Annotated in this window: 24 protein-coding genes; 16 read left to right on the top strand and 8 right to left on the bottom strand. The window is 58.5% G+C overall.

Features of this window, described 5'->3' with window-relative positions; translation table 11 throughout:
- Nucleotides 1-109: 109 nt before the first annotated feature.
- Both BS627_RS10015 and BS627_RS10010 read right to left on the bottom strand, forming a co-directional pair.
- The gene (locus BS627_RS10015) at nt 110-1,558 is read right to left on the bottom strand and encodes a UdgX family uracil-DNA binding protein (RefSeq protein ID WP_077983081.1); all 1,449 of its coding nucleotides are present in this window, start codon (nt 1,556-1,558) and stop codon (nt 110-112) included.
- Nucleotides 1,558-2,790 carry a putative DNA modification/repair radical SAM protein gene (locus BS627_RS10010; protein ID WP_077983080.1) on the bottom strand — a complete coding sequence of 411 codons (1,233 nt, stop codon included), beginning with the start codon at nt 2,788-2,790 and terminating at the stop codon, nt 1,558-1,560. Before BS627_RS10010 ends, BS627_RS10015 begins: the two co-directional genes overlap by 1 nt.
- Before the next feature lie 221 nt (nt 2,791-3,011).
- Here BS627_RS10010 and greA point away from each other — a divergent pair, with 221 nt between their 5' ends.
- Nucleotides 3,012-3,488: a transcription elongation factor GreA gene (greA, locus tag BS627_RS10005; protein ID WP_003522847.1), complete on the top strand. Its 477-nt coding sequence runs from the start codon at nt 3,012-3,014 to the stop codon at nt 3,486-3,488.
- 90 nt (nt 3,489-3,578) lie between these two features.
- The gene (locus tag BS627_RS10000) at nt 3,579-4,634 is read left to right on the top strand and encodes a glycosyltransferase family 4 protein (RefSeq protein ID WP_077983079.1); all 1,056 of its coding nucleotides are present in this window, start codon (nt 3,579-3,581) and stop codon (nt 4,632-4,634) included.
- 33 nt (nt 4,635-4,667) lie between these two features.
- Here BS627_RS10000 and BS627_RS09995 read toward each other — a convergent pair whose 3' ends face one another.
- A complete protein-coding gene (locus BS627_RS09995; protein ID WP_004430414.1) occupies nt 4,668-5,135 on the bottom strand; it encodes an Lrp/AsnC family transcriptional regulator in 468 nt (155 codons plus the stop codon).
- Between the two features lie 250 nt (nt 5,136-5,385).
- Between BS627_RS09995 and trxB the strand changes: the two genes are divergently transcribed.
- The 4 genes from trxB (at nt 5,386) to BS627_RS09975 (ending at nt 9,410) form a co-directional block, all read left to right on the top strand.
- Nucleotides 5,386-6,360: a thioredoxin-disulfide reductase gene (trxB, locus tag BS627_RS09990; RefSeq protein ID WP_077983077.1), complete on the top strand. Its 975-nt coding sequence runs from the start codon at nt 5,386-5,388 to the stop codon at nt 6,358-6,360.
- Between the two features lie 24 nt (nt 6,361-6,384).
- Complete coding sequence (locus tag BS627_RS09985; RefSeq protein ID WP_046798419.1) at nt 6,385-7,281, top strand: LysR family transcriptional regulator VtlR; 897 nt, start codon at nt 6,385-6,387, stop codon at nt 7,279-7,281.
- 599 nt (nt 7,282-7,880) lie between these two features.
- Nucleotides 7,881-8,171: an ArsR/SmtB family transcription factor gene (locus BS627_RS09980; protein ID WP_010972127.1), complete on the top strand. Its 291-nt coding sequence runs from the start codon at nt 7,881-7,883 to the stop codon at nt 8,169-8,171.
- Between the two features lie 126 nt (nt 8,172-8,297).
- On the top strand, nt 8,298-9,410 hold the full coding sequence (locus BS627_RS09975) for an alkene reductase (protein ID WP_077983076.1): 1,113 nt from the start codon (nt 8,298-8,300) through the stop codon (nt 9,408-9,410).
- A gap of 54 nt (nt 9,411-9,464) precedes the next feature.
- On the opposite strand, the gene BS627_RS09970 is transcribed toward BS627_RS09975, so the two are convergent.
- Together BS627_RS09970 and BS627_RS09965 are read right to left on the bottom strand one after the other, a co-directional pair.
- Nucleotides 9,465-9,854 carry a DUF6220 domain-containing protein gene (locus tag BS627_RS09970; RefSeq protein WP_077983075.1) on the bottom strand — a complete coding sequence of 130 codons (390 nt, stop codon included), beginning with the start codon at nt 9,852-9,854 and terminating at the stop codon, nt 9,465-9,467.
- Nucleotides 9,854-10,891 (bottom strand): NAD-dependent epimerase/dehydratase family protein, encoded by a 1,038-nt coding sequence (locus tag BS627_RS09965; protein ID WP_077983074.1) that lies wholly within the window; start codon nt 10,889-10,891, stop codon nt 9,854-9,856. The genes BS627_RS09970 and BS627_RS09965 overlap by 1 nt, the downstream gene beginning before the upstream one ends.
- Before the next feature lie 88 nt (nt 10,892-10,979).
- Between BS627_RS09965 and BS627_RS09960 the strand changes: the two genes are divergently transcribed.
- Nucleotides 10,980-11,924, top strand: a complete 945-nt coding sequence (locus BS627_RS09960) for a LysR family transcriptional regulator (protein WP_077983073.1) — start codon at nt 10,980-10,982, stop codon at nt 11,922-11,924.
- A gap of 58 nt (nt 11,925-11,982) precedes the next feature.
- On the opposite strand, the gene BS627_RS09955 is transcribed toward BS627_RS09960, so the two are convergent.
- A complete protein-coding gene (locus BS627_RS09955; protein WP_077983072.1) occupies nt 11,983-12,249 on the bottom strand; it encodes a DUF2188 domain-containing protein in 267 nt (88 codons plus the stop codon).
- A 194-nt stretch (nt 12,250-12,443) separates the two neighbouring features.
- Here BS627_RS09955 and BS627_RS09950 point away from each other — a divergent pair, with 194 nt between their 5' ends.
- On the top strand, nt 12,444-13,550 hold the full coding sequence (locus BS627_RS09950; RefSeq protein WP_077983071.1) for a calcium:cation antiporter: 1,107 nt from the start codon (nt 12,444-12,446) through the stop codon (nt 13,548-13,550).
- A gap of 58 nt (nt 13,551-13,608) precedes the next feature.
- On the opposite strand, the gene BS627_RS09945 is transcribed toward BS627_RS09950, so the two are convergent.
- The gene (locus BS627_RS09945; RefSeq protein WP_077983070.1) at nt 13,609-14,811 is read right to left on the bottom strand and encodes a pyridoxal phosphate-dependent aminotransferase; all 1,203 of its coding nucleotides are present in this window, start codon (nt 14,809-14,811) and stop codon (nt 13,609-13,611) included.
- 211 nt (nt 14,812-15,022) lie between these two features.
- Here BS627_RS09945 and BS627_RS09940 point away from each other — a divergent pair, with 211 nt between their 5' ends.
- The 4 genes from BS627_RS09940 to BS627_RS09925 all read left to right on the top strand — a co-directional run bounded on the left by BS627_RS09940 (nt 15,023) and on the right by BS627_RS09925 (nt 18,122).
- Nucleotides 15,023-15,949, top strand: coding sequence for an EAL domain-containing protein (locus BS627_RS09940; protein WP_077983069.1), 927 nt, complete (start codon nt 15,023-15,025; stop codon nt 15,947-15,949).
- Nucleotides 15,950-16,095: 146 nt separating this feature from the next.
- Entirely contained in the window at nt 16,096-16,407 is a 312-nt protein-coding gene (locus BS627_RS09935; protein ID WP_077983068.1) for a hypothetical protein, read from the top strand.
- 151 nt (nt 16,408-16,558) lie between these two features.
- Nucleotides 16,559-17,461 (top strand): DMT family transporter, encoded by a 903-nt coding sequence (locus BS627_RS09930; protein ID WP_077983067.1) that lies wholly within the window; start codon nt 16,559-16,561, stop codon nt 17,459-17,461.
- Between the two features lie 445 nt (nt 17,462-17,906).
- Nucleotides 17,907-18,122, top strand: coding sequence for a cold-shock protein (locus BS627_RS09925; RefSeq protein WP_003494703.1), 216 nt, complete (start codon nt 17,907-17,909; stop codon nt 18,120-18,122).
- A 152-nt stretch (nt 18,123-18,274) separates the two neighbouring features.
- On the opposite strand, the gene BS627_RS09920 is transcribed toward BS627_RS09925, so the two are convergent.
- Complete coding sequence (locus BS627_RS09920) at nt 18,275-18,919, bottom strand: MBL fold metallo-hydrolase (RefSeq protein ID WP_077983066.1); 645 nt, start codon at nt 18,917-18,919, stop codon at nt 18,275-18,277.
- Nucleotides 18,920-19,150: 231 nt separating this feature from the next.
- On the opposite strand from BS627_RS09920, the gene BS627_RS09915 reads away from it, so the two are divergent.
- The 4 genes from BS627_RS09915 (at nt 19,151) to BS627_RS09895 (ending at nt 22,618) form a co-directional block, all read left to right on the top strand.
- The gene (locus tag BS627_RS09915) at nt 19,151-19,750 is read left to right on the top strand and encodes a DUF1236 domain-containing protein (RefSeq protein WP_077983065.1); all 600 of its coding nucleotides are present in this window, start codon (nt 19,151-19,153) and stop codon (nt 19,748-19,750) included.
- Between the two features lie 240 nt (nt 19,751-19,990).
- Complete coding sequence (locus tag BS627_RS09905) at nt 19,991-20,491, top strand: MarR family winged helix-turn-helix transcriptional regulator (RefSeq protein WP_077983063.1); 501 nt, start codon at nt 19,991-19,993, stop codon at nt 20,489-20,491.
- A gap of 2 nt (nt 20,492-20,493) precedes the next feature.
- Nucleotides 20,494-21,207 carry a response regulator gene (locus BS627_RS09900; protein WP_077983101.1) on the top strand — a complete coding sequence of 238 codons (714 nt, stop codon included), beginning with the start codon at nt 20,494-20,496 and terminating at the stop codon, nt 21,205-21,207.
- A 31-nt stretch (nt 21,208-21,238) separates the two neighbouring features.
- Nucleotides 21,239-22,618 (top strand): ATP-binding protein, encoded by a 1,380-nt coding sequence (locus tag BS627_RS09895; RefSeq protein WP_077983062.1) that lies wholly within the window; start codon nt 21,239-21,241, stop codon nt 22,616-22,618.
- Nucleotides 22,619-22,625: the final 7 nt, after the last annotated feature.

The raw sequence follows: 22,625 nt of genomic DNA, 5'->3' as shown, positions 1-22,625 counted from the left end.
AATATCAATTATAAAATTTCAATAAAAATAACGGAAAACCAATCGTTAAACGATATTACGGGAGTTATGGCTTAAGTTTTCAATAAATCTCCGATATACAAATCGAAATCTATTCGAATATTCTAATAAACTTCATATCCTCAACGAACCGCGTCATTTCCGCCTCTTTCGCCCGCCCACCAGCAAGGCGCAGGAGATAGGAGGGGTGCACGGTGACAAAAAGCGTTCGGCCCTCCTCCATCGGTATAGGACGACCCCTGATCTCCGAGAGCCTTTCTTTGCCGCCGGTCAGCGCATAAAGCGCAGTTGCGCCCATGGCAACGATCAGTTTCGGCCGGACGAGCGCGATTTCCTGATTGAGCCACCAGCGGCATTGCTCCACCTCACCTGCATTCGGCCGTTGATGGATGCGTCGTTTGCCGCGCGTTTCATATTTGAAGTGTTTGACGGCATTGGTGACGTAAAGCTTTTTGCGCTCAATACCGACATCGGCAAGAGTCCGGTCGAAAAGCTGGCCAGCCGGGCCGACAAAAGGCTTTCCGGCGAGATCTTCATGATCGCCCGGCTGTTCGCCAACGATCATGATTTCCGCATCCTCCGGCCCGGAACCGAAAACCGTTTGCGTGGCGCTGCAATGCAGGGGACAGCGGGTACAGTGGCCAGCCTGCCGCGCCAGCGACGCAAGCGTTCCGTCTGGCGCCAGTTGCGGCATCTCCCGTGCAGCGGCCGCAGCCTGCAGGCGATGATGAAAGGGCTGCGGCTGGCTCGCCGTTCTGGCGGCCATTTCCAGCACCCGCGCCTCCGCACCGAGAATGAGGTCGGGAATGAGATCGGCTTCCGGCAGGTTCTTCCAGTATTTCTTTGGCATCTCCGCCGTCATGGCCTTAATCTTCAAGCGGGCCGGATTGAATATATTGGCATAATAAGTTCGCCAGAGTTCATCCGTCTCGTCCGTCAGATCAGGCTTCGCCGCCGCTTCCCGAGAGGTTTGCAGCTCGCTTCCATCCCATCGGGCGGACCCTTTCGGCGTGGCGATCAGCCAGTCCATATCGGTAAACCGTCGCTGGAAAAACGCTGCCGTTCGCTCGACGATGAAATGATCCGGCTCGAACCAGGCCACGAACCGCCGTCGCCCGCCCTGCCCCTGCGGCAAGCACAACTCCTTGAAACGGACGAAGGCCGTCATCTTGTGACAATCCCGACGCACAGATTTCTCGAGCAAACGGGCCTCTGCAACATCCGGATCGGACTTGAACTGCAACAGGGCGCGATCCCGCTTCAGCCGCCACAACAAACGGTAAAGCAGCGCAAACCGGCCGGGATCGCCATGGCAGATGACGGCCTGCGCCAGCGCCAAAAACGAGGCCGGAACGGAAACCTGCCCATTGCCGGCATCGACTGTCGGCAATGGCTCACCGGCGAAATCCAGCAGTCCTGCCCCGTAATCCTGCAACCGCCAGTCAATCGTCTCCGGTCGAATATCGGCGGCAAGGGCCGCACGCGCGGCATCGCGCCACTCGCCGAAATCGCCCCGCCCTTCCAGCACCGGGCAGTACATCACAACAGCGACAATTGTTCGGGCTGCGGTGCAAACATCGCCCGCAAATCCGGCCGCTCGGTCAGCTTGCCCGGCGTCCAGCCCTCTGCGACGATAAAAGCCTTCACCTTTTTCAGGGAAACACCGAAACGCGCAATATCCTCCAGCCGCAGCCGCCGGAACCGCCGTGACGAGAGAACGGAGGCCACCGTCTTGGTGCCGAAACCGGGCACCCGCAGCAGCATTTCCCGATCCGCCGCATTGACGTCCACCGGGAAACGGTCGCGATGTTTCAGCGCCCAGGCCAGTTTCGGGTCGATATCGAGATCGAGCATGCCGTCACCCCCGGTCGCCGTTATCTCGCCAATGTCGAAGCCGTAAAAGCGGTAAAGCCAATCCGCCTGATAAAGCCGGTGCTCCCGCATCAGCGGCGGTTTGATGAGCGGCAGGTTTTTCGATGAATCCGGAATGGGGCTAAAGGCCGAATAATAGACGCGCCGTAAACCGTAGCTGCCATAAAGCCGGGCACTGGTGGAGAGAATGGTGTTATCGTCAGCGCCATCCGCCCCAACGATCATCTGCGTGCTCTGCCCGGCCGGCGCAAAGCGCTTGGTCTTTTTCGTCCTGACGGTCGGCTCCCCCGCCTCCTCAATCTTCAGGCGGATATCGGCCATGGAGCGGCGAATATTGGCGGGCTGCTTTTCCGGCGCGAAACGACCAATGCCGCTATCGGTCGGCAATTCGATATTGATCGAGAGACGATCCGCGTAAAGCCCCGCCTCCTCGATGAGCCTGGGCGACGCCTCCGGAATCGACTTCAGATGGATATAGCCTCGAAAACCATGCGTAACGCGCAGCTCGCGTGCAACCCGCACCATCTCTTCCATCGTATGATCCGACGACCGGATGATGCCCGACGATAGGAAGAGCCCTTCAATATAGTTGCGCCGATAAAACTCGAGCGTCAGCCACACCACCTCTTCCGGCGTGAAACGCGCCCGCTCCACATTGCTTGACGACCGGTTGATGCAATAGGCACAATCATAGATGCAGAAGTTGGTGAGCAGAATCTTCAAGAGCGAAATGCAGCGTCCATCGGGAGCATAAGCGTGGCAAATGCCCGACCCCTCCGTGGAGCCCAGACCGCCTGATGCTGCAGAGTTTCGCTTGGTCGTGCCGCTCGATGCGCAGGATGCATCGTATTTTGCCGCGTCGGAGAGAATGGCCAGCCGTTGCTTGATCGACTTCTTCATAGGTATGTTCACTATATGTTCTGGCGACGAATGTCAATGAAACAGGTTAAGGCATTAATTATGAAAGGAAATATGCGCACCTCAAATTTGCTGGCATTTCGCTGCCGTCTTCTGATATAGTCGGCTCAGTTTTGATTTTGGCATGGTTCCGGAGTTCCTCTCCGGAACCTGTTTCTTTTTGTGTCTGCAAGTATAGCGACCGGAATGCGAAGGATAAAAAAATGGTAGAAAAAGTACCGATGACTCAGGGTGGATTCGTCAAGCTTCAGGAGGAGCTGCGCTGGCGCCAGCAGGAGGAACGCCCCCGTATCATCGAGGCGATTGCGGAAGCGCGCGCCCATGGCGACCTTTCGGAAAACGCCGAGTACCATGCTGCCAAGGAAGCACAGAGCCACAATGAAGGCCGCATCACCGAACTCGAAGACCTGACCGCGCGCGCGGAAGTCATCGATCTCTCCAAGATGTCGGGTTCGAAGATCAAGTTCGGCGCCACCGTCAAGCTGGTCGACGAGGATAGCGATGAGGAAAAGACCTATCAGATCGTCGGCGACCAGGAAGCCGATGTGAAGGCCGGCCGCATCTCCATCTCCTCGCCCATCGCCCGCGCGCTCATCGGCAAGGAAGTCGGCGACAGCATTGAAGTTAACGCTCCGGGCGGCGCCAAGGGCTACGAGATTCTCGCGGTTCAGTGGGGCTGACGCCCCCACATGCAATGCGCCCCATGCGGGCGCATTGCTTTTCTTGAAGTCTTCAATCCCCAAAATTAGCCGCAAAGACGGAAGCCCATCTTGTCCCACGTCAGTCTGAAAGATGTGCAGGTGCTTGCGCCGAACTTCAAACGCAGGCTCTCCGGCGTCACCTCAACCATCGTTCAGCTGATACCGGTGCAGAACCGCCTGGGACAGCAGGTCGCCGTCATCGGCCCCGGCCTGCCGCCGCATCTGCCGCATGTGCGCTTTCGTGATCTGTGGCGGCTCTGGCAGGATGGTCCGCAGGGCGGCCCGCGCATCTGGCATGCCCGGCGAAATCTTGAAATGTTGCCGGGTCTTCTCATGCGTGACGTGCTGCGCATGAAGGTGAAGCTTCTGTTCACCTCGGCAGCGCAGAGACGGCATTCCGCCTATACACGCTTTCTGATTTCGAAGATGGACGCCGTGGTTGCGACCAACGCGCGCTCCGGCTCGTTCCTGGAAGTGCCCCACCGCGTCGTCATGCATGGCGTCGATACCGAGCTGTTCCACCCCGCCACCGGCCCGGAAGACACGATCGCGGCAACCGGCCTGCCGGGGGAATATCTGATCGGCTGTTTCGGGCGGGTGCGCCACCAGAAGGGCACCGATCTCTTCGTGCGCGCCATGATCGAGCTTCTGCCCCATTACCCGCAATGGACCGCTGTAGTTTCCGGCCGCATCACAACAGAACACAAGGCCTTTGGTGATGCGCTCAAGGCCGATGTGACCGCGGCCGGCCTCGCCGACCGTATCGTATTTCAGGGCGAAGTTGGCGACATCAAGCCCTGGTACCGGCGGCTGACGCTCTATGTCGCCCCATCCCGCAACGAAGGCTTCGGCTTGACGCCGCTCGAAGCTATGGCTTCCGACACGGCCGTTGTCGCCAGCAATGCCGGCGCCTATGAGGAAATGATCGTCACCGGCGAAACCGGGTCGGTTGTCGACGCGGGTGACTACGCCTCGCTCAGAGATGCGATAAAGACCTATCTCGCCGATCCTGCTCTGGCCAAAGCCCACGCAAGTGCCGGACTTGCGCACGTGCGCAGCACTTTTCCGCTGGAAAAAGAAGCGACAAGTCTCGGCGAAGTCTACGAGGCGTTGCGGCGGGGGTAATCCCCCCTCCGAAGTCGACGAAAAGCCGGCCGATCAGATTTCCACCAGACCGACGCGCTTCACCTGACGGATGGTGAGCATGGTGCGCACCGTATCGACATTTTCGTCCGCCGTCAGAACCTCGATGACGAAATCCTGAAATTCCGTCAGGTTTTTGGCCACGCAATGCAGCAGAAAGTCGCTTTCGCCAGACACCATCCACGCCTGCCGCACCAGCGACCAGCCAGCGGTTGCCGCCGCAAAAGCCTTCAGATTGCTGTCCGACTGGCGTTTGAGACCGATCATGCAGAAGGCGACGAGATCGAAACCGAGCTTCGGCGCGTTCAACATGGCGTGATAGCCCTCGATCACACCCGCCTCTTCCAGCTTGCGGACGCGCCTGAGGCATGGCGGCGCGGATATACCGACCCTTTCGGCCAGCTCCACATTGGTCATGCGCCCGTCGCGCTGCAATTCGCGCAGGATTTTCAGATCGATGGCATCGAGTTCGACGCTGGTCACGGAGGAGTACCTCGTTAAGCTGTAGAACTTCCTTGTACTATTCGGCGCGGGATTCGCAACATTATGCCACCGCCCGGTCACAAAATTGCGCGCGCATCCACAACTGCCTTGTTGGTAACGCAAGGCTGCCCTTGAATAAAGACACTAGACAACCTTAAATACCGGGCAACGAAGGGGTTGCGGCCCGTCCGCCGTCCTGCGGCTGGAAGGCCCTCGAGCGAAGACCCCGTTATTGAGAAGGAATATTTCCATGTCTGCCCGCCATACGAAGGTATTGATCATAGGCTCTGGTCCCGCCGGCTATACGGCAGCGATCTACGCGGCCCGCGCCATGCTGAAACCCGTGCTGATTGCCGGCATGGAACAGGGCGGGCAATTGATGATCACCACGGACGTGGAAAACTATCCGGGTTTCGCCGATCCGATCCAAGGCCCATGGCTGATGGACCAGATGCTGAAGCAGGCGACGCATGTGGGGGCGGAAATCGTCAGCGACCTCGTCACCGAAGTTGACACCACCGTACGGCCTTTCGTGGTCAAGACCGATTCCGGTCAGGTCTGGACGGCCGATACGCTGATCATCGCCACCGGCGCCAAGGCCAAGTGGCTCGGCATCGAAAGCGAACAGCAATTTCAGGGCTTCGGTGTTTCCGCCTGCGCTACCTGCGACGGTTTCTTCTATCGCAACAAGGACGTGATCGTGGTCGGCGGCGGTAATTCCGCCGTGGAAGAAGCGCTCTATCTCGCCCATATCGCCAAATCCGTGACAGTGGTGCACCGCCGCGACAGCTTCCGCTCGGAAAAAATTCTGCAGGAGCGCCTGTTCGCCAAGGAAAACGTCAAGATCCTCTGGAACACGGAAATCGCCGAAATCACCGGCGCACCGGCCAAGCCGCCCATGCCGCCTTCTGTCTCCGGCGTGAAGCTGCGTGATACCAAGACCGGCGCGATCAGCGAATTCCCCATCGACGGTGTCTTCGTCGCCATCGGCCATGCGCCGGCAGTCGAGCTGTTCAAGGGCAAGGTGAAGCTGAAAGACAACGGCTACATGTGGACCGCCCCCGATTCCACCGCTACCGACGTGGAAGGCATTTTTGCAGCCGGTGACGTCACTGACGACATTTACCGCCAGGCGATCACCGCCGCCGGCATGGGCTGCATGGCGGCGCTGGAAGCGGAACGTTATCTCACCGCGCAACAACCGCTCGCGGTCGCAGCGGAATAACCGAAAGGCAGGATAGGCATGGCAATGCCATTGGACTGGGATAAACTGCGCATTTTCCATGCCGCAGCCGAAGCTGGGTCTTTCACCCACGCTGCCGACAAGCTGCATTTGTCCCAGTCGGCCATCAGCCGTCAGGTCAGCGCGCTGGAGCAGGATGTCGGCGTCAAGCTGTTCCATCGCCACGCTCGCGGCCTCATCCTCACCGAACAGGGCGAGCTGCTGTATCGCACCGCTCATGACGTGCTGCTGAAGCTCGAAACGGTGAAGATGCAACTCACCGAAACGACGGAAAAGCCGAGCGGCAAGCTGCGCGTGACGACAACCGTCGGTCTCGGCCAGGGGTGGCTGACGGACAAGGTACAGGAGTTCCTGCAGCTCTACCCGGAAATGTCGATCCAGCTCATCCTCGACAATGAGGAGCTGGATGTGAACATGCGCCACGCCGATTGTGCCATCCGCCTGCGCCAGCCGCAGCAGTCGGACCTCATTCAGCGCAAGCTGTTCACGGTGCATATGCACGTCTATGCCGCACCGTCGTATATCAACCGTCACGGAGAGCCACAGTCGATCGAGGATCTCGACAATCACCGCATCATTTCCTTCGGTGAACCGGCGCCAAACTACCTGCTCGACGTCAACTGGCTAGAGAATGCCGGGCGCTCCTCTGACAACACGCGCATTCCACATCTGCAGATCAACAGCCAGACCTCGATCAAGCGGGCCTGTCTGCTGGGGATAGGTATCGCCTGTTTGCCGGATTATATCGTCGGTCGCGATCCTGGCCTCATCCAGCTGTCGCTCGCGGCAGATATTCCGTCATTCGATACCTATTTCTGCTATCCCGACGAGATGAAAAACGCTGCAAAGCTGAAGGCTTTCCGCGACTTCATCGTCGCCAAGGCGCGGAACTGGAACTTCTGACGTTAAAATAATCGACGTCAAAGAATAATCTTTCAAATTCAAAGCCTTACAAAGGCAGAAGCAAGAGGGGCGTACAGGCGCCCCTTTTCAGCTTTGCACATAAAATATACCGGAAATATCGAGGGCTGCGCGGCGCGCATGTCTGACCTGCACAAAAAAGAGTTGTTTCGTGCACAAAAAAGCACCATATCGCTCTCAGCTGATGCACACGGTGGCTTTTCCTCCCAGTTCCACCGCATCAGCTGTTCCCCTCTGGAGGTTTTTGACCTTCACACTTAAAGGGCCCTGGATCCATCCGGCGGCCCTCTTTTTTTACCCGCAAGAATTTTCTCCGAATTGGCGAAATATCGCACGATGCAACCTTGTTTTGCATTGTTCCCACACCCATATCTTAGTCGGCTGTCACGTTCGCCCAAGGCACGCGACAGCTGTTCCCCTCTGGAGGTTTTGGCCTTCAAACTTGTCAGGCCGCGGAGAGATCCAGCGGCCTTCTTTTTTGGAACAGCCTTTTCGTCCCCGCAACGTTCACAGAGACGTGACTTGTATATCGATAATTATCGATATATATATCGGTCATGTCAGATATTAAAGAAGCACCGATGAACCCGGAGGAAGTCCTCAAGGCCCTTTCACACCCGGCACGGCTGAAATTCCTGGAATGGCTGAAAAACCCTGAAAGTCATTTCTGCCAGGAGCATCCGCTCAGCATGGGGGTGTGCGCCAACCAGTTTCAGATCAGCGGCCTGTCGCAATCCACCGTCTCGTCGCATCTGGCGGTGTTGCAGGCAGCCGGCCTCATCCGGTCGAAAAAAGTTGGGCAATGGGTGTTTTTCGAACGGAACGAAGAAACCATCGATGCCTTCCGCCATTATCTGCAAGCCAATCTCTGAGCCTCCCAAGCTTTGAGCCTCGAGGCGCCGGGCTTTAAACCGAAGCGTGGTTTTCACTCCGGCGCCAGACAGAAAGACAGCGCGTCCACCGCGCAATTTCGCCAACCGACCAGAAAGTGAAGTCGCATGACCAGTCTTTTCGAACCGGCACAGGCCGGCGATATCGTGCTCGCCAACCGTATCGTCATGGCTCCCCTCACCCGCAACCGTTCGCCGGGCGCCATTCCCAACAATCTCAACGCTACCTATTACGAGCAGCGCGCCACGGCCGGGCTGATCGTCACCGAAGGCACGCCGATTTCCCAGCAGGGCCAGGGCTACGCAGACGTTCCCGGCCTTTACAAGCGGGAAGCGATCGACGGCTGGAAGAAGATCACCGACGGCGTGCATTCTGCCGGCGGCAAGATCGTTGCGCAGATCTGGCATGTGGGCCGCATTTCCCACGTCTCACTACAGCCGCATGGCGGCCAGCCGGTTGCTCCTTCCGCCATTCCGGCGAAGTCGAAGACCTATATCATCAATGATGACGGCACCGGCGCCTTTGCCGAAACCTCCGAGCCGCGCGCGCTCACCATCGACGATATCGGTCTCATTCTCGAGGATTACCGCAGCGGCGCACGCGCAGCACTGGAAGCCGGTTTCGATGGTGTCGAAATCCATGCCGCCAACGGTTACCTGATCGAGCAGTTCCTGAAATCCAGCACCAACCAGCGCACGGATGATTATGGCGGCTCTATTGAAAACCGCGCCCGCTTCCTGCTGGAAGTCGTTGATGCGGTTGCGGAGGAGATCGGCGCCGGCCGCACTGGCATCCGTCTTTCCCCCGTTACCCCGGCCAACGATATTTTCGAGGCCGACCCGCAGCCGCTCTACAATTACGTGGTGGAACAGCTCGGCAAGCGCAATCTCGCCTTCATCCATGTCGTTGAAGGCGCAACCGGCGGCCCGCGCGATTTCAAGCAGGGCGACAAGCCTTTCGATTACGCAGCCTTCAAGGCGGCTTATCGCAATGCCGGCGGCAAGGGCTTGTGGATTGCCAATAATGGTTATGACCGCGAGAGCGCCATCCAAGCCGTAGAAAGCGGCAAGGTCGATGCCGTCGCCTTCGGCAAGGCCTTCATCGCCAATCCGGATCTGGTCCGCCGCTTCAAGGACAACGCGCCCTTGAATGAACCGAACCAGCCTACCTTCTATGGCGGCGGGGCCGAGGGTTACACTGACTACCCGGCGCTCGCCTGATAAAGGATAAAACAAAGACGCCGCATTGCCTGAAAGCGATGCGGCGTTTTTCTCTCAGCACGGACTTCGCGCCTGCCGCGCGGCGAAGTCGGAAAACGCGCCCATGACAAAAGCGTTGGGCACATGCAGCGCCTGCAGAAAACCATTGCCCGTTTCCCTGCCGATGCTCATCAGCGCCACCTGAAAACAATAGAGACCGAGCAGGACCAGCGCACGGCCAAGATTGGGGCGCAACTCGTCGTATCGCAGAGCGAGGATTACCAGTGACAGGATCGGAACCGAAATCAGGAGACCGAGCCCCTTGTGCAGCGAAATCAGCGATCCGTCATAATAGATGGATAGCCCGGCCAGCAGCACCTGCGCGAAAATGAGTAACGGCACACTTGCCGAGATCACGACAAACAGGCGACGCCAAACCGACACCCCAATCCCGACCGTCGCCATCACACTCTGCCCCCGGCATCGACCGGTTGAGCAAGGCTCGCCGCACCGTGCCTTTGCTCGAGGCAGCCGAGGCTCGCCAATGTCGTCGATATCGCGACATCGATCGGTGTTCTGGGCTCCGTTCCGAGGAAATCCGTAAGCTTGCGATTGCTCATCCGGATCGGCATATGCCAGAGATATTGCATTTCCAGTACTTCACGGAACAGGGGAACGAAGGGCGCGGCCAATTTGATGCCCGCCCAAGACAGCCTCCGCCTCTTGACCGGATGACCGACAACCCGCTCGATGGCTTCAACCAGTTGCAGCCCGTCGAAATCCCAGAAACCCTCCATGTGATAGACGGCAAAAGCCGGTAGCTCATCTGCCCGGTCCAGCAGCCGACCGATCGTCTCCGCCACGTCAGGCAGATAGGCCCATTGGTGTCCTGCATGAGGGGCGGCCGGATTCTGGACGCTGCGAACCGGCTTTCCGGGCTTCACCAGCATCTGCGAAAACCAGTTGTTTCTGGCATCCGGCCCAAAAAAATCCCCTGCCCGAACAATCAGCACCGGCACGCCACGCATCGACGCCATTTTCAGCCGCCGTTCCATCTCCGCACGCAACGCGCCCTTGCGCGTAAACGGCGTTTGCGGGCTCTCTTCGGTCAGTAGCGGAAAGGCGTCCGAACCGAAATTATAGACCGTACCGGGAAAGACTATCCTGGCGCCGCAGCTTTCGGCGGCGGCGATCGTGTTGTCCAGCATCGGCACGACCTGCTTCTCCCAATCGCTATAGCCGGGAGGATTAACCGCATGGACGATGAGCTGAGCGCCCTGCGCCGCCTTGAGAACATCCTGCCGGTCCATCGCATCGCCTGTCACGAATTCGATGTCGCCAGCGACTTCAGACGCTGGCTTTCGGCGAGTCATCGCCCTTAACCGCCAGCCCCTTTGCAGCAGCATTCGCGAAACCTGGCCACCGACGCCGCCGTTCACTCCCAAGACGAGAGCCAGAGACCGCCGATCCTGCACTGCACTTGCATCGTTCTCGATTGACATTGTCATACTCCTTTGTGTGTCTGGAGTATCGACCCGATGTGCGATATACGAAATTGTCGAAATCATTGGAGCGGCTATACAAAATATTATGACGAAGAACCGCGATATCAGCTGGGATTTCTACCGCACCTTCCTCAGCGTGCTGAGCGACGGTTCACTGTCTGCCGCCGCCCGCGAGCTTGGCATCACCCAGCCGACGGCGGGACGCCATATCGGCGCGCTGGAGGAGGCCGTTGGTTTTCCGCTGTTCATCCGCTCGCCCCACGGGTTGATGCCGACGGAAGCAGCACTTGCGCTCCGTCCCTATGCGGAAAATCTGGCAGCGACGACCGCCGCCCTTATGCGCGCCGCCTCCGGCGAAGTCGGCAAGATCGAAGGCACGGTGCGCATCAGCGCATCCGATATCATCGGTGTGGAAATGCTGCCGCCGATCATTACCGCCATGCAGGAGGTTCACCCGCGGCTTGAAATCGAGCTTTCGCTATCCGATACGCTGGAAGACCTTTTAAGGCGCGAGGCGGATATCGCCATTCGCATGACCGAACCGCTGCAGGATGCAATCGTCATGCGTTACATCGGCAATTTCCGCCTGGGATTTCACGCGACGCGCGACTATCTGGCAAGAGCCGGCGCCCCGGCGAGCATGGAAGATCTGAACCGCCACCGGATGGTCGGTTTCGACCGCAAGACGCCCTTTATCCGAGCGGCCATCCAGCGAATGCGCTCGCTTGACCCCGAAATACCCGATATTGAAGAAATTTCCTTCGAAATCCGCGCCGACAGCAATCTCGCCCAGCTTGCCATGATCCGCGCCAGCGCGGGCATCGGCGTCTGCCAGATCGGCCTTGCACGCAAGGACCCACGGCTGGTTCAGGTTCTCCCAAACATAGATATCCCGCTCCACACCTGGGTCGCGATGCACGAAAACCTCAAGACCTCGCCGCGATGCCGTGCCGTCTTCAGCGCCCTCGTCGAAGGCCTCAAGGGTCATCTTAAGGAAACCGACCCAAGTGCTCCGCCCAAACGGCGCTAGTGCCGAACAACTCTCGGCGAAGTGATCCCGGCTTTGCTGGAAATCCACGGATCGCGCATCAAAACGGTCTGGCCTGCTGCGTCGTCTTGTCGACCACCTCGGCTTCCGGCCGGTCGCCGCCCTGGCTGTATTCTTCATGCCAATGGCCGCTCTCATCCTGATAGCTGATTTCCTCGTCATCGCCGCCCACCTGCTGTTCGGCAGCGACAATACGCGCAGCCTCACGGGCATCGGCATAGGTGGGAAACGTCTCGGAATAAGCGCCGTTCATGCGGTAGGCGAAGCCTCCGTCATGTTCGACGATCTCGTACACCACTTTGGTCATGCATGGTCCTCCTGTATCGGTAGGCGACATGGCAACCACAACCGCGTTTCAAGCATTGCACCCGATGGGACAGCGCGGCATGAGCAGCATGTCCTGCGACACCACTATCCTACCAAAAGCATTCAAGCGCAAATCCTGCTTGATCTGAAGGACGATACGTCACAGCCTGAGCCGATCAGGGGGAAAGGAAATCAATGGCGGGTTCTATTCTGAAACAGGAGCGGATGCTCTTGCTGGCTATACCGGCGGCAATCCTCGCCTATCTGGCCGAACATGCGATATTCGAAGCTGGAAAGACGGCGGCGCTGATTGCCGCGATAGCGCTGATCGGGCTCATCGTCCTCGTCTCGATGCGGGTTGCCCATCACGCCGAAATCCTTGCCACCAAGGTCGGCGATCCTTACGGTACCATGATACTGACGTTGTCGGCCGTCGCGGTAGAAGTGCTGATCCTCGCCATCATCATGAGCGAGTCCGATTCGCCCACTCTGGTGCGGGATACGATTTACTCCGCCGTGATGATCGACATCAACGGCATTCTGGGTCTTGCAGCACTTCTCGGCGGTCTTCGCCACGGCGAGCAGCCCTATAATGACGATTCCGGCAAGACCTATGGCGTAATGATCCTCACCGCCATGGGTATTTCGATGATCGTGCCGGAATTCATTCCCAAGGAAAGCTGGCATGTCTACTCCGCCTTCACCATCGTCGCGATGATCGCGCTTTATGCGCTGTTCCTCAAAATGCAGGTTGGCCCGCACAGCTATTTCTTCAGCTATGCCTATCCCCGGAAGGCACATCCGGCCGGCCAGACATCCGACGGCCACGCGGAAGAGGAGGACGAAGGCAGCGTGCCCCTTTCCATCGGTCTCATCGTCGCTGGCGTGGTGTTGATCGGCGTATTGGCGGAATTCATGTCGACCTTCCTGAGCGAAAGCCTTGAGGGCACAAGCGCGCCGCCAGCGCTGATGGCGGTGGTGGTGGCCACGATCTCGGCATCGCCGGAAATCCTCACCGCGCTCCGCTCCGCCTTGCGCAACCGCATGCAGGCCGTGGTCAATATCGCCATGGGCGCATCCCTGTCGACGGTCATCCTCACCGTGCCCGTCATGGAGGGCATCGCGCTCTATACCGGTCAGCCCTTCATCATGGCGATGACACCGGTTCAGACCGTCATGGTCTTCATCACCCTCATCGCCGCCGCCATCAATCTCAATGACGGCGAAACCAACGCGATTGAAGGAATGACGCACTTCATTCTCTTCGCCACCTTCATCATGCTGCTGTTTCTGGGGCTTTGACCAAAGCGAAAAAAGCCCGGCGTCGCTGCCGGGCTTCTTCATTTGAGATCACAACCGATCAGCGGCAATCGGCACAGAAGCGCTGAATGCGCTTGCAGGCCTCTTCCAGCAGCGCTTCGGACGTGGCGTAGGAGATGCGGAAGTTCGGGCCGAGGCCGAAAGCCGATCCCTGCACGACGGCGACGCCTTCGGCTTCCAGAAGCTCGGACACGAAATCCGTATCGGTCTCGATGACCTTGCCCGACGGCGCGGTCTTGCCGATCAGGCCGGCGCAGGACGGGTAAACGTAGAATGCGCCTTCAGGCGCCGGGCAGCTGATGCCCTTGGCCTGGTTGAGCATGGAGACAACGAGGTCGCGGCGGCCTTCGAAGATCTTCTTGTTTTCCGGAATGAAATCCTGCGTACCGTTCAGCGCTTCGACAGCGGCCCATTGGGCAATCGAGCTTGCGCCCGAGGTCTGCTGGCCCTGGATCATGTCCATGGCCTTGATCAGCGGCAGCGGGCCGGCGGCGTAACCGATACGCCAGCCGGTCATGGCATAGGCCTTGGAAACGCCGTTCATCGTCAGCGTGCGGTCATAGAGCGAAGGCTCGACTTCCACCGGGGTGACGAATTTGAAATCGCCATAGGTCAGATGCTCGTACATGTCGTCCGTCAGCACCCAGACATGCGGATGCTTGACCAGCACGTCCGTCAGCGCCTTCAGCTCGTCATGCGAATAGGCCGCGCCCGAGGGGTTGGAAGGCGAGTTGAACACGAACCACTTGGTCTTCGGCGTGATCGCCTTTTCCAGCGCTTCCGGCTTCAGCTTGAAATTGTCTTCCAGCGTGGCGTTAACGAAAACCGGTGTACCGCCGCAGATCGCCACCATTTCCGGATAGCTGACCCAGTAGGGCGCGGGAATGACGACTTCATCGCCCGGGTTCAGCGTGGCCATGAAGGCGTTGAAGAGAATCTGCTTGCCGCCGGTGCCGACAATCGTCTGCTCCGGCTTGTAGTCCAGGCCGTTTTCACGCTTGAACTTGTCGGCAATGGCCTTGCGCAGTTCCGGAATACCCGAAACCGGCGTGTATTTCGTTTCGCCGCGCTTGATGGCGTCGATGGCCGCTTCCTTGATGTTTTCGGGCGTATCGAAATCCGGCTCGCCGGCGCCAAGGCTGATCACATCGCGGCCCTTCGCTTTCAGCTCACGGGCTTTCTGGGTAACGGCGATGGTGGCGGATGGCTTTACGCGGGAGAGAATGTCGGCAAGGAAGGCCATTTTTAATCGGTCCTATTGGGGTTGACATCAGCAGAGGTTGGAAAACTTGTCATCTGCGGCATTTTCTATGTCGAAAGACAGGCCTTCTTTCAAGGTCAAAAGCCGGCTTATGTGCCGCAGCGGAGAATTTAAACCTTCCTTAACCCGGAAGTAACGCTTGATACGCTACATTGGCGAGCCTAGGGGTCGTGTCTCTATAGCTGGTTGAAAAATGGCGCCCAAAAGCATCTTTTCCAGTCTTGTCCGCGAGGTCGATGGCACATGGTCCACGGCCTATCGCACCTTCAACCTGAAATCGGCCCTGCAGCCGATTTTCCGCCGCACGGCAAGTGGCAGGCTCGACATCGATTCCTTCGAAGGTCTGGTGCGGCCGCACCGCAACGGCGAGCCGGTGACGCCAGGTGAATTCTTCTCGCTTGTGGCGTCTGAAGACATCGAAAATATCGATAGCATCCTGCGCACGATCCACATTCTCAACACCGGCAGGCTCAACCGGTCCCGCGCCCGCATCTTCGTCAATTTCCATCCGGGCCTGTTCCAGACGCCGGCCAAGATGCGCCAGGAAGTGGAGCGCATGCGTCTTGCCGCTCACGAGGCGGGCATGACGGCGGACCGCATCGTCTGCGAAATCTCCGAGAAAAAAGCCTCCGACACGCAGATGGTCGCTGACTTCGCCTATCACATGCACGATATCGGCTTTCGCGTTGCGCTTGATGATTATGGCGCCGGCGATTCCGACATTGACCGGGTAAAGCTCATCAAGCCGGACTATGTGAAATTCGAAGCCGGCTGGGTGCGCGATTTCATGCAGAATTCAGCGGGCGCCGCCCTTCTACGCGTCATCGTCAGCCAGTTTCGCGCCGATGGCATAGAGCCGGTCTTCGAGGGATTGGAAGCAGCATGGCAGGTCGATCTGTGCGAGGAACTCGGCGTCCTGCTGATGCAGGGCTACGTGCTGGCAAAGCCCGAACTTGCCCCCACCAGTTTCGACGCGCGTTTCCCGGAACTCGGCAGTGAATATCTCACCCCGCCCCGGGCGGAGAGGGGTCCTGCGCCACCGGCATTTTTCGGGGAAGAACGCCCGGCCGAGCCGCATCCACTGCGCCAGACCCGAACCTTCGGAAAACGTCGCCTCTGACGCCATGGGCGACCAAACGGCTTCCATATCAGGCTTAGCCACAATATTGCCGCAATAAATACCGCAGAACGCCAGAATTCCGTCTCCAAGCCGTCCATTTCGAAGCCTCTCTTATCCTTTAAGAACAGGGACAAGAGGCGATAGCCATGTTTACCAACGATCGGACTTCCGTTGAAAGGTTAAGGGCGCAGAGAACGCTGTTTTCCCTCTGGATGGCCGTTGCGGCTTTTCTCGTCATCGTCACCATGGCCGCCGGCATAGCAACCTCGGCGAACGCCGCCACGCAGGCGGTCGATACCCTGCATACGTCCGCGATCCCGCAGGTAGCCGCGACCACGCAGGCCGGGCCTCATATCCTGCTCATTGTCCTTTCGGCCGCAGCCTTCATCGGCCTTGGCGTCGGCGGCCTGATGCTCACCCGGCGCAGCCTGAAGGATGAGGCCCGCCGCTATAAATAAGCGGCCCTCCCCTCGACTTGCGGCCTCGGCATGTTGCTGCTAAAGCAGCCGGAAACAATCGTCCGCTTCGCGGATCGATATTTCAAAATTCCCCTGTTTGCCACGGCCGCGACTGAATGATCTTCCGGCCCTGCTGTGCTGGTGCCAAATAATGACGCGTATTCAGGCCAATATGCTGCTTCTGCTCGCCGCAGCAATCTGGGGCGGCGGCTTTGTCGCGCAATCCTCCGCCATGGCCTCGATCGGCCCTTTCTGGTTCGTCGGCCTGCGTTTCGCCATCGCCGCCATCGCCGTGCTGCCCTTCGCGCTCATGGAAACACGATCGCTGAAATCGCCGCCGCGCCGGCGCGAAATCGGCAGTTTCATCCTCGTGGGACTTGCCCTGTTCGGCGGGGCCACTACCCAGCAGGTCGGGCTTCTGACCACGACCGTCACCAATTCTAGCTTCCTGACCGGGCTTTACGTGATCTTCGTACCCGTGATCGCGGTCGTGCTTTACCGCCGCCATCCCCACTGGATCGTCTGGCCGGGCGCGCTGATGATGTTGGGCGGCATATTCCTGCTCTCCGGCGGCGCTTTCGAGGCGCTGACCACGGGCGATATTCTCAGCATCATCTGCGCCTTCTTCTGGGCGATCCAGATCACGCTGGCCGGGCGCTTCGTCTCCGAAAGCGGAAGGCCGCTCGTGCTTTCCTGCACCCAGTTCGCCGTTTGCTCCCTTCTTAGTTGCATGATCGGTGTCGTGTTCGAACCGATCAGCATGGCCTCCATCGAAGCATCGCTGGCGGAAATTCTCTATGTCGGCCTCGTCTCCTCCGGCCTCGCCTTCGTGCTGCAGGTCATCGGCCAACGTTACACTACTGCCCCGCAGGCCGCGATATTCCTGTCATCGGAGGCGCTTTTCGGCGCTTTGCTGGCCTCGATTTTCCTGAATGAAACCATTTCCGGCGCCGGCTATGTCGGCTGTCTGATCATATTCGTCGCGATCCTGATCGTCGAACTGGTGCCGGAACTGACGCGAAAACGGCAAAAATCCATGGCCGGAGCGGCCTGACGTAAAAAGAACTCATTTTTCTCATCCCGCCCCTAAATCCGGGCGTTGCACTCAAATTTTGTCGCAAAATCCTGCGGAGAACGGCTTTTATTTCATCGATTATCACTTCTGCGGAAAAATTATGCGATTACGCGCCGTTATTCTACCGCAGGTTTTTTATCTGACAAAAAGCCCGTGAAAACTTTTGCTTGCCAATTTTCGATAAACGCATCACTCTACCGCAGTTCGGGCAATTTGCGAGCATGGGAAGGCCTATAAATTTGCGCACTGGGGACGCTATAAACCTCGGGCGGTGGGACGAAAAACGTTGGATGAGAACGCCATTACTTCCCGCTGCGAAGGTCCTTTTTCTCAATAGTCAAAAACTGCCTGCCAACGCCCACGCGGGGCAAAACTGTAATGCTGCCTGTAGCTGAACGCGGGCAGAGCGAAAAGGACCTGATGCATGGCCGAAACTGGCACCGTAAAATTCTTCAATACAGACAAAGGCTTTGGCTTCATCAAGCCAGATAATGGTGGCGCTGATATCTTTGTTCACATCTCTGCCGTACAGGCTTCCGGCCTGTCCGGACTTTCAGAAAATCAGAAAGTGAGCTTCGACACGGAACCGGATCGTCGCGGCAAGGGGCCGAAGGCAGTCAATCTGCAGATTGCTGGCTGACCCTAAAACGGCTTTCTTTTCTAGTTGAAGCCCGGCAGGAATGCCGGGTTTTTTTGTGCGGTCCCGCAGGCCTTTGAGCATTTCCAGGAAAAGTGGAATTCGGTTTTCCGTCCGGAAAGGCGCCAAAACAAAGAGTTCTAATAGGCCGGCGCTCAGAGCCCTTTGAGATAGGGGTTGGTGAGCCGTTCCTCACCCAGCCGTCCTCCCGGGCCGTGGCCGCAGATGAAACCGACATCGTCGCCCAGCGGCAGGAGCTTGTCGCGAATGGACGCCATCAATTGCTCGTGGTTTCCGCCCGGCAGGTCCGTGCGCCCCACCGATCCCGAAAACAGCACATCGCCGACATGGGCAAAGTTCTGGTCGCGGTTGTAATAGATGACGTGGCCGGGCGCGTGGCCCGGACAATGATAGACTTCGAAGACGTGGTCCCCGAAAGATACCCTGTCGCCGTCCTTGAGCCATTTGTCGGGCGCGACATTCCGAAGGCCGCTAACGCCGTATTTTTCGGCCTGCGCCTCAATCCTTTCGAGCAATGGACGGTCGTCCTCATGCGGCCCGATGACCGGTAGCGACAGCTTCTCACGCAGTTCGTCAGCACCGCCGGCATGGTCAAGATGCCCATGCGTCAGCCAGATTTCCTTCAGCGTGATGCCGTTTTCAGAAACGACCTGAAGAATGACGTCCACATCCCCACCGGGATCGACAACGACGCCCTCCTTGGTGTCCTGATCGAACAGGATGGTGCAATTCTGCTCGAATGGCGTGACCGGAACAATGCCCGCCTGCAACTTTCCCATATCCTGCGTCTCCTGTCTGAAAGCTCCCGCCTCCTATAGCCCGCGACCGGTTGCGGCACAATGGCGACAGGTGACGCCCATTTTCAGCCCACCAATTCGTTAAGAAAATCCCTATGCCATACAGGCAGATAGCACGAACACGCCCTGTCTGTAGGCATCATCTCGTCGAAAAATGTGGAACGCCCGGATGGTTGCGACGTTGTAGCACCAGTCTTGAAAGGAGTGAGACACATGGACAAGACGCTTAAAATGCTGATCGCTGGTGGCGCCTTTGCCTTGATGGCAGGCTATGCAAATGCCGCCATGGTCGCAACAACCGCTTCGGATATTTCTGTTCGTTCCGGCCCCGGTGAGGATTATCCCGAAATCGGCCTTGCCACGCGTGGCAGCAACGCCGTGCTTGATGGCTGCATGGATGGCAGCAGTTGGTGCCGCATCGAGGTGAACGGCCTGCGCGGCTGGGCTCATGCGGATTACCTGAACGTGATGTATGAAGGTTCGCCCGTCATTCTGAAGGAACGCCGCGCGGAACTGAGTGTGCCGGTCGTAACCTATGAAAAGACCTCAAGCGTTCAGGCGGAGCCTAACCCCGGCGACCCGAACCTTGGCCGTGTCGGTGAAGTCGATCCGCCGCAGTCGGTCATTACCTATATTGATGAACACCCTGCCGATACCTTCACCTATGACGGCGATATTGCCATAGGTAGCGTCCTGCCGGCCGATACTCGCCTTGTGGAGGTCCCTGACTATCAGTACCGCTATGTCCGGGTGAATGACGTGCCTGTTCTCGTAGAACCTTCGACCCGTCGTATTGTCTACGTTTACCAGTAACATCGTCATTACGACAAAAAATGAAGGAGAGCGCGGAGTTTCCGCGCTCTTTTCTATTTCAGGTAAGTGTCACTCAGGATTCCAGTTGCACCCGCACCCGCGCCATATTATCCACCGCAACAGAAAATGATCGGCGGCATTCTCCCGAGCGGACGCATTTTCGGCTATGTTTACAGAATATTGGCGCATCGACGCCTGTCAGCCTATGATCAGACAGCCGCAGGATATGAAGGAACCGCAGTGCCACCGCAATCGCTCAAAACCGCCGCCTCCAGGCAAACACCGGCACTCCCGAAGGTTGACGACGGCAAGATCGACTTCGACACGATCGAGGCGCTGTTTTTCGCCTATCGCGATTTCGTCTCCGATCCCGATGTCATTTTATCGAAACTGGAATATGGGCGGGCCCATCACCGGGTGGTCTATTTCGTCAGCCGGCAGCCGGGCATGACGGTGGCGGATTTGCTCGATACGCTGCAGATCACCAAGCAGAGCCTTGCCCGTGTGCTGAAGCAATTGATCGACGACGGTTACATTCGCCAGATGGCAGGTCCGGAAGATCGCCGTCAGCGCAGGCTTTACCCCACGCTGACGGGCCGCGAACTGGCGCTGGCGCTGAGCGAGCCGCAATCGCGCCGCATCGACCGCGCGCTGGAAGGTCTCGGGCCGGACGCCCGCGCCTGCGTGCGCAAATTCCTGGCGCAGATGCGCAGCCCGACGACGACCGTGGAGGACGAGTGACGATGGCGCAAGCACCGACAAAACGTCCACCGGCGGATGACGATGCGGCCCATCTCCTGATCGTTGACGACGACGCCCGCATTCGCGATCTCCTGCAGCGTTTTCTGGGCGACAAGGGCTATCGCATTTCCGTGGCGGCCGACGCGGCCGAAGCCCGGCGCAAAATGATGGGCATCCGTTTCGACCTGCTCATCCTCGACGTGATGATGCCCGGCGAGAACGGGCTTTCGCTCACCCGCTCGCTGAACGAGAACAAATCCGTGCCGGTCATCCTTCTGACTGCCCGTTCGGAGGCGGATTCGCGCATCGCCGGGCTTGAAGCGGGAGCGGACGATTATCTCGCCAAACCCTTCGACCCGCGCGAACTCGTCCTGCGCATCAACAATATCCTGCGGCGCAATACCTCGCCCGATACCCCCAAGATCGAACAGATCATGTTTGGCCCCTACAGCTTCTCCATCCCCAAGAAGGAATTGCGGCGCGGCCCCGAAACAATCCGCCTGACGGATCGCGAGCAGGAGATCATGCTGCTTTTTGCGCTGCGCGCCGGCGATACCATTCCCCGCCATGAGCTGGTGGAAGCGGAATCGGAAGTGGGCGAAAGAACCATCGACGTGCAGATCAACCGTCTTCGCCGCAAGATCGAGGACGACCCTGCCAATCCTGTCTATCTGCAAACGGTGCGCGGCATCGGTTACCGCCTGAGCGTGGACTGACGAGCAACCAACGAAGGGCGAACGCACGGTCATGGCGAGCCTCGATTTTCTGAGCACGGTCAAAAAAAGCGGCGTGGCCAGGGCCTGGCGTCTTTCCGGCAGGTGGTTGCGCCATTGGCTGCCCACCGGCCTTTACACACGCTCTCTGCTCATCATCATCCTGCCGATGATCTTGCTTCAGGGCGTGGTCGCTGCGGTCTTCATGGAGCGGCATTGGCAGCTGGTAACGGAACGCCTCTCCTCCGCCGTGACGCGCGATATCGCCGCGATCATTGAGCTTTTGCAAACGGACCCGGAGGAAGACGACTATCAGCGCGTCATCCGCATTGCCCGCGACAAGCTGGGGCTGAGCGTCTATATCGAACCCAAGGCGGATCTGCCTGCTCCAAGACCGGAACCGCTGTTTTCCATTCTCGACAGAATCCTGGCGGATCAACTCACCCAGCAGATCGGCAGGCCTTTCTGGATCGACACTTATGGCAACGGTTCGCTCGTGGAAATCCGCGTGCAGCTGGAAGACAAGACACTGCGCGTCTTTACCAGCCGCAGCGCGGCCTATGCCTCGAACACACATATCTTCCTTGTCTGGATGGTCGGCGCATCGCTGGTGCTGATCGCCATTTCGATCCTGTTCCTGCGTGGCCAGATCAAGCCGATCGAAGCCCTTGCCAAGGCGGCCGAAAACTTTGGCAGGGGCCAGAAGATCAGCGGTTATTCCCCACGCGGCGCGGACGAGGTGCGGCGCGCCGGCCTCGCCTTCATCCTGATGCGCGAGCGTATCGAGCGGCAGATGGAGCAGCGCACCGCCATGCTGAACGGCGTCAGCCACGATCTGCGCACCATTCTCACCCGTTTCAAGCTGCAACTGGCGCTCGCAGGCGAAAATCCCGATCTCGAGGGGCTCGACAAGGATGTCGAAGACATGCAGTCGATGCTGGAGGCCTATCTGACCTTCGCCCGTACCGATGTCGAAGAGGATGTCGGCACGCTGGAGCTCCCAGCCCTTCTTGAAAAAATCGGTCATGATTTCGAGCTGCACGGCAAGAAATTCAGCTACGAACTCTATAATATCGAGAGGATCATCGCGCGGCCCAATGCGCTGTCCCGGCTTGTCGCCAATCTGGCGGAAAATGCAAGGCGCTACGCCAGTAATCTCCACATCGATATCCGCAAGGCGCCGCGTTCCATCATCATGACATTTGACGATGACGGGCCGGGCATACCGGAGAACTCACGCGAGGATGTGTTCAAGCCGTTCTTCCGGCTGGACGAAGCGCGCAACCTCAATGCTTCGGGCACCGGCCTTGGCCTCTCCATCGTTCGCGACATCGCTCGCAGCCATGGCGGCGACGTGTCGCTGGATGAAAGTCCGATGGGCGGATTGCGGGTAATCGTCAAAATTCCGGCTTAGCGACAAA

Source organism: Agrobacterium salinitolerans (genome assembly GCF_002008225.1).
GTDB classification, from domain to species: Bacteria; Pseudomonadota; Alphaproteobacteria; order Rhizobiales; family Rhizobiaceae; genus Agrobacterium; species Agrobacterium salinitolerans.
Note: the sequence above shows the minus strand (reverse complement) of the source record. Positions and strands in the feature narration are given on the sequence as shown.

What these genes read in the sequence shown, in the direction of transcription:
- BS627_RS09900 (WP_077983101.1), top strand. Translation starts at nt 20,494, where the DNA reads ATGGCGCAAGCACCGACAAAACGTCCACCGGCGGATGACGATGCGGCC.
- BS627_RS09960 (WP_077983073.1), top strand. Translation starts at nt 10,980, where the DNA reads ATGACGAAGAACCGCGATATCAGCTGGGATTTCTACCGCACCTTCCTC.
- BS627_RS09945 (WP_077983070.1), bottom strand. Translation starts at nt 14,811, where the DNA reads ATGGCCTTCCTTGCCGACATTCTCTCCCGCGTAAAGCCATCCGCCACC.
- BS627_RS09940 (WP_077983069.1), top strand. Translation starts at nt 15,023, where the DNA reads ATGGCGCCCAAAAGCATCTTTTCCAGTCTTGTCCGCGAGGTCGATGGC.
- BS627_RS09895 (WP_077983062.1), top strand. Translation starts at nt 21,239, where the DNA reads ATGGCGAGCCTCGATTTTCTGAGCACGGTCAAAAAAAGCGGCGTGGCC.
- BS627_RS09970 (WP_077983075.1), bottom strand. Translation starts at nt 9,854, where the DNA reads ATGGCGACGGTCGGGATTGGGGTGTCGGTTTGGCGTCGCCTGTTTGTC.
- BS627_RS10015 (WP_077983081.1), bottom strand. Translation starts at nt 1,558, where the DNA reads ATGTACTGCCCGGTGCTGGAAGGGCGGGGCGATTTCGGCGAGTGGCGC.
- BS627_RS09935 (WP_077983068.1), top strand. Translation starts at nt 16,096, where the DNA reads ATGTTTACCAACGATCGGACTTCCGTTGAAAGGTTAAGGGCGCAGAGA.
- BS627_RS09980 (WP_010972127.1), top strand. Translation starts at nt 7,881, where the DNA reads ATGAACCCGGAGGAAGTCCTCAAGGCCCTTTCACACCCGGCACGGCTG.
- BS627_RS09965 (WP_077983074.1), bottom strand. Translation starts at nt 10,891, where the DNA reads ATGTCAATCGAGAACGATGCAAGTGCAGTGCAGGATCGGCGGTCTCTG.
- BS627_RS09950 (WP_077983071.1), top strand. Translation starts at nt 12,444, where the DNA reads ATGGCGGGTTCTATTCTGAAACAGGAGCGGATGCTCTTGCTGGCTATA.
- BS627_RS09985 (WP_046798419.1), top strand. Translation starts at nt 6,385, where the DNA reads ATGCCATTGGACTGGGATAAACTGCGCATTTTCCATGCCGCAGCCGAA.
- BS627_RS09930 (WP_077983067.1), top strand. Translation starts at nt 16,559, where the DNA reads ATGACGCGTATTCAGGCCAATATGCTGCTTCTGCTCGCCGCAGCAATC.
- BS627_RS09925 (WP_003494703.1), top strand. Translation starts at nt 17,907, where the DNA reads ATGGCCGAAACTGGCACCGTAAAATTCTTCAATACAGACAAAGGCTTT.
- BS627_RS09915 (WP_077983065.1), top strand. Translation starts at nt 19,151, where the DNA reads ATGGACAAGACGCTTAAAATGCTGATCGCTGGTGGCGCCTTTGCCTTG.
- BS627_RS10010 (WP_077983080.1), bottom strand. Translation starts at nt 2,790, where the DNA reads ATGAAGAAGTCGATCAAGCAACGGCTGGCCATTCTCTCCGACGCGGCA.
- BS627_RS09920 (WP_077983066.1), bottom strand. Translation starts at nt 18,919, where the DNA reads ATGGGAAAGTTGCAGGCGGGCATTGTTCCGGTCACGCCATTCGAGCAG.
- trxB (WP_077983077.1), top strand. Translation starts at nt 5,386, where the DNA reads ATGTCTGCCCGCCATACGAAGGTATTGATCATAGGCTCTGGTCCCGCC.
- BS627_RS09955 (WP_077983072.1), bottom strand. Translation starts at nt 12,249, where the DNA reads ATGACCAAAGTGGTGTACGAGATCGTCGAACATGACGGAGGCTTCGCC.
- greA (WP_003522847.1), top strand. Translation starts at nt 3,012, where the DNA reads ATGGTAGAAAAAGTACCGATGACTCAGGGTGGATTCGTCAAGCTTCAG.
- BS627_RS09975 (WP_077983076.1), top strand. Translation starts at nt 8,298, where the DNA reads ATGACCAGTCTTTTCGAACCGGCACAGGCCGGCGATATCGTGCTCGCC.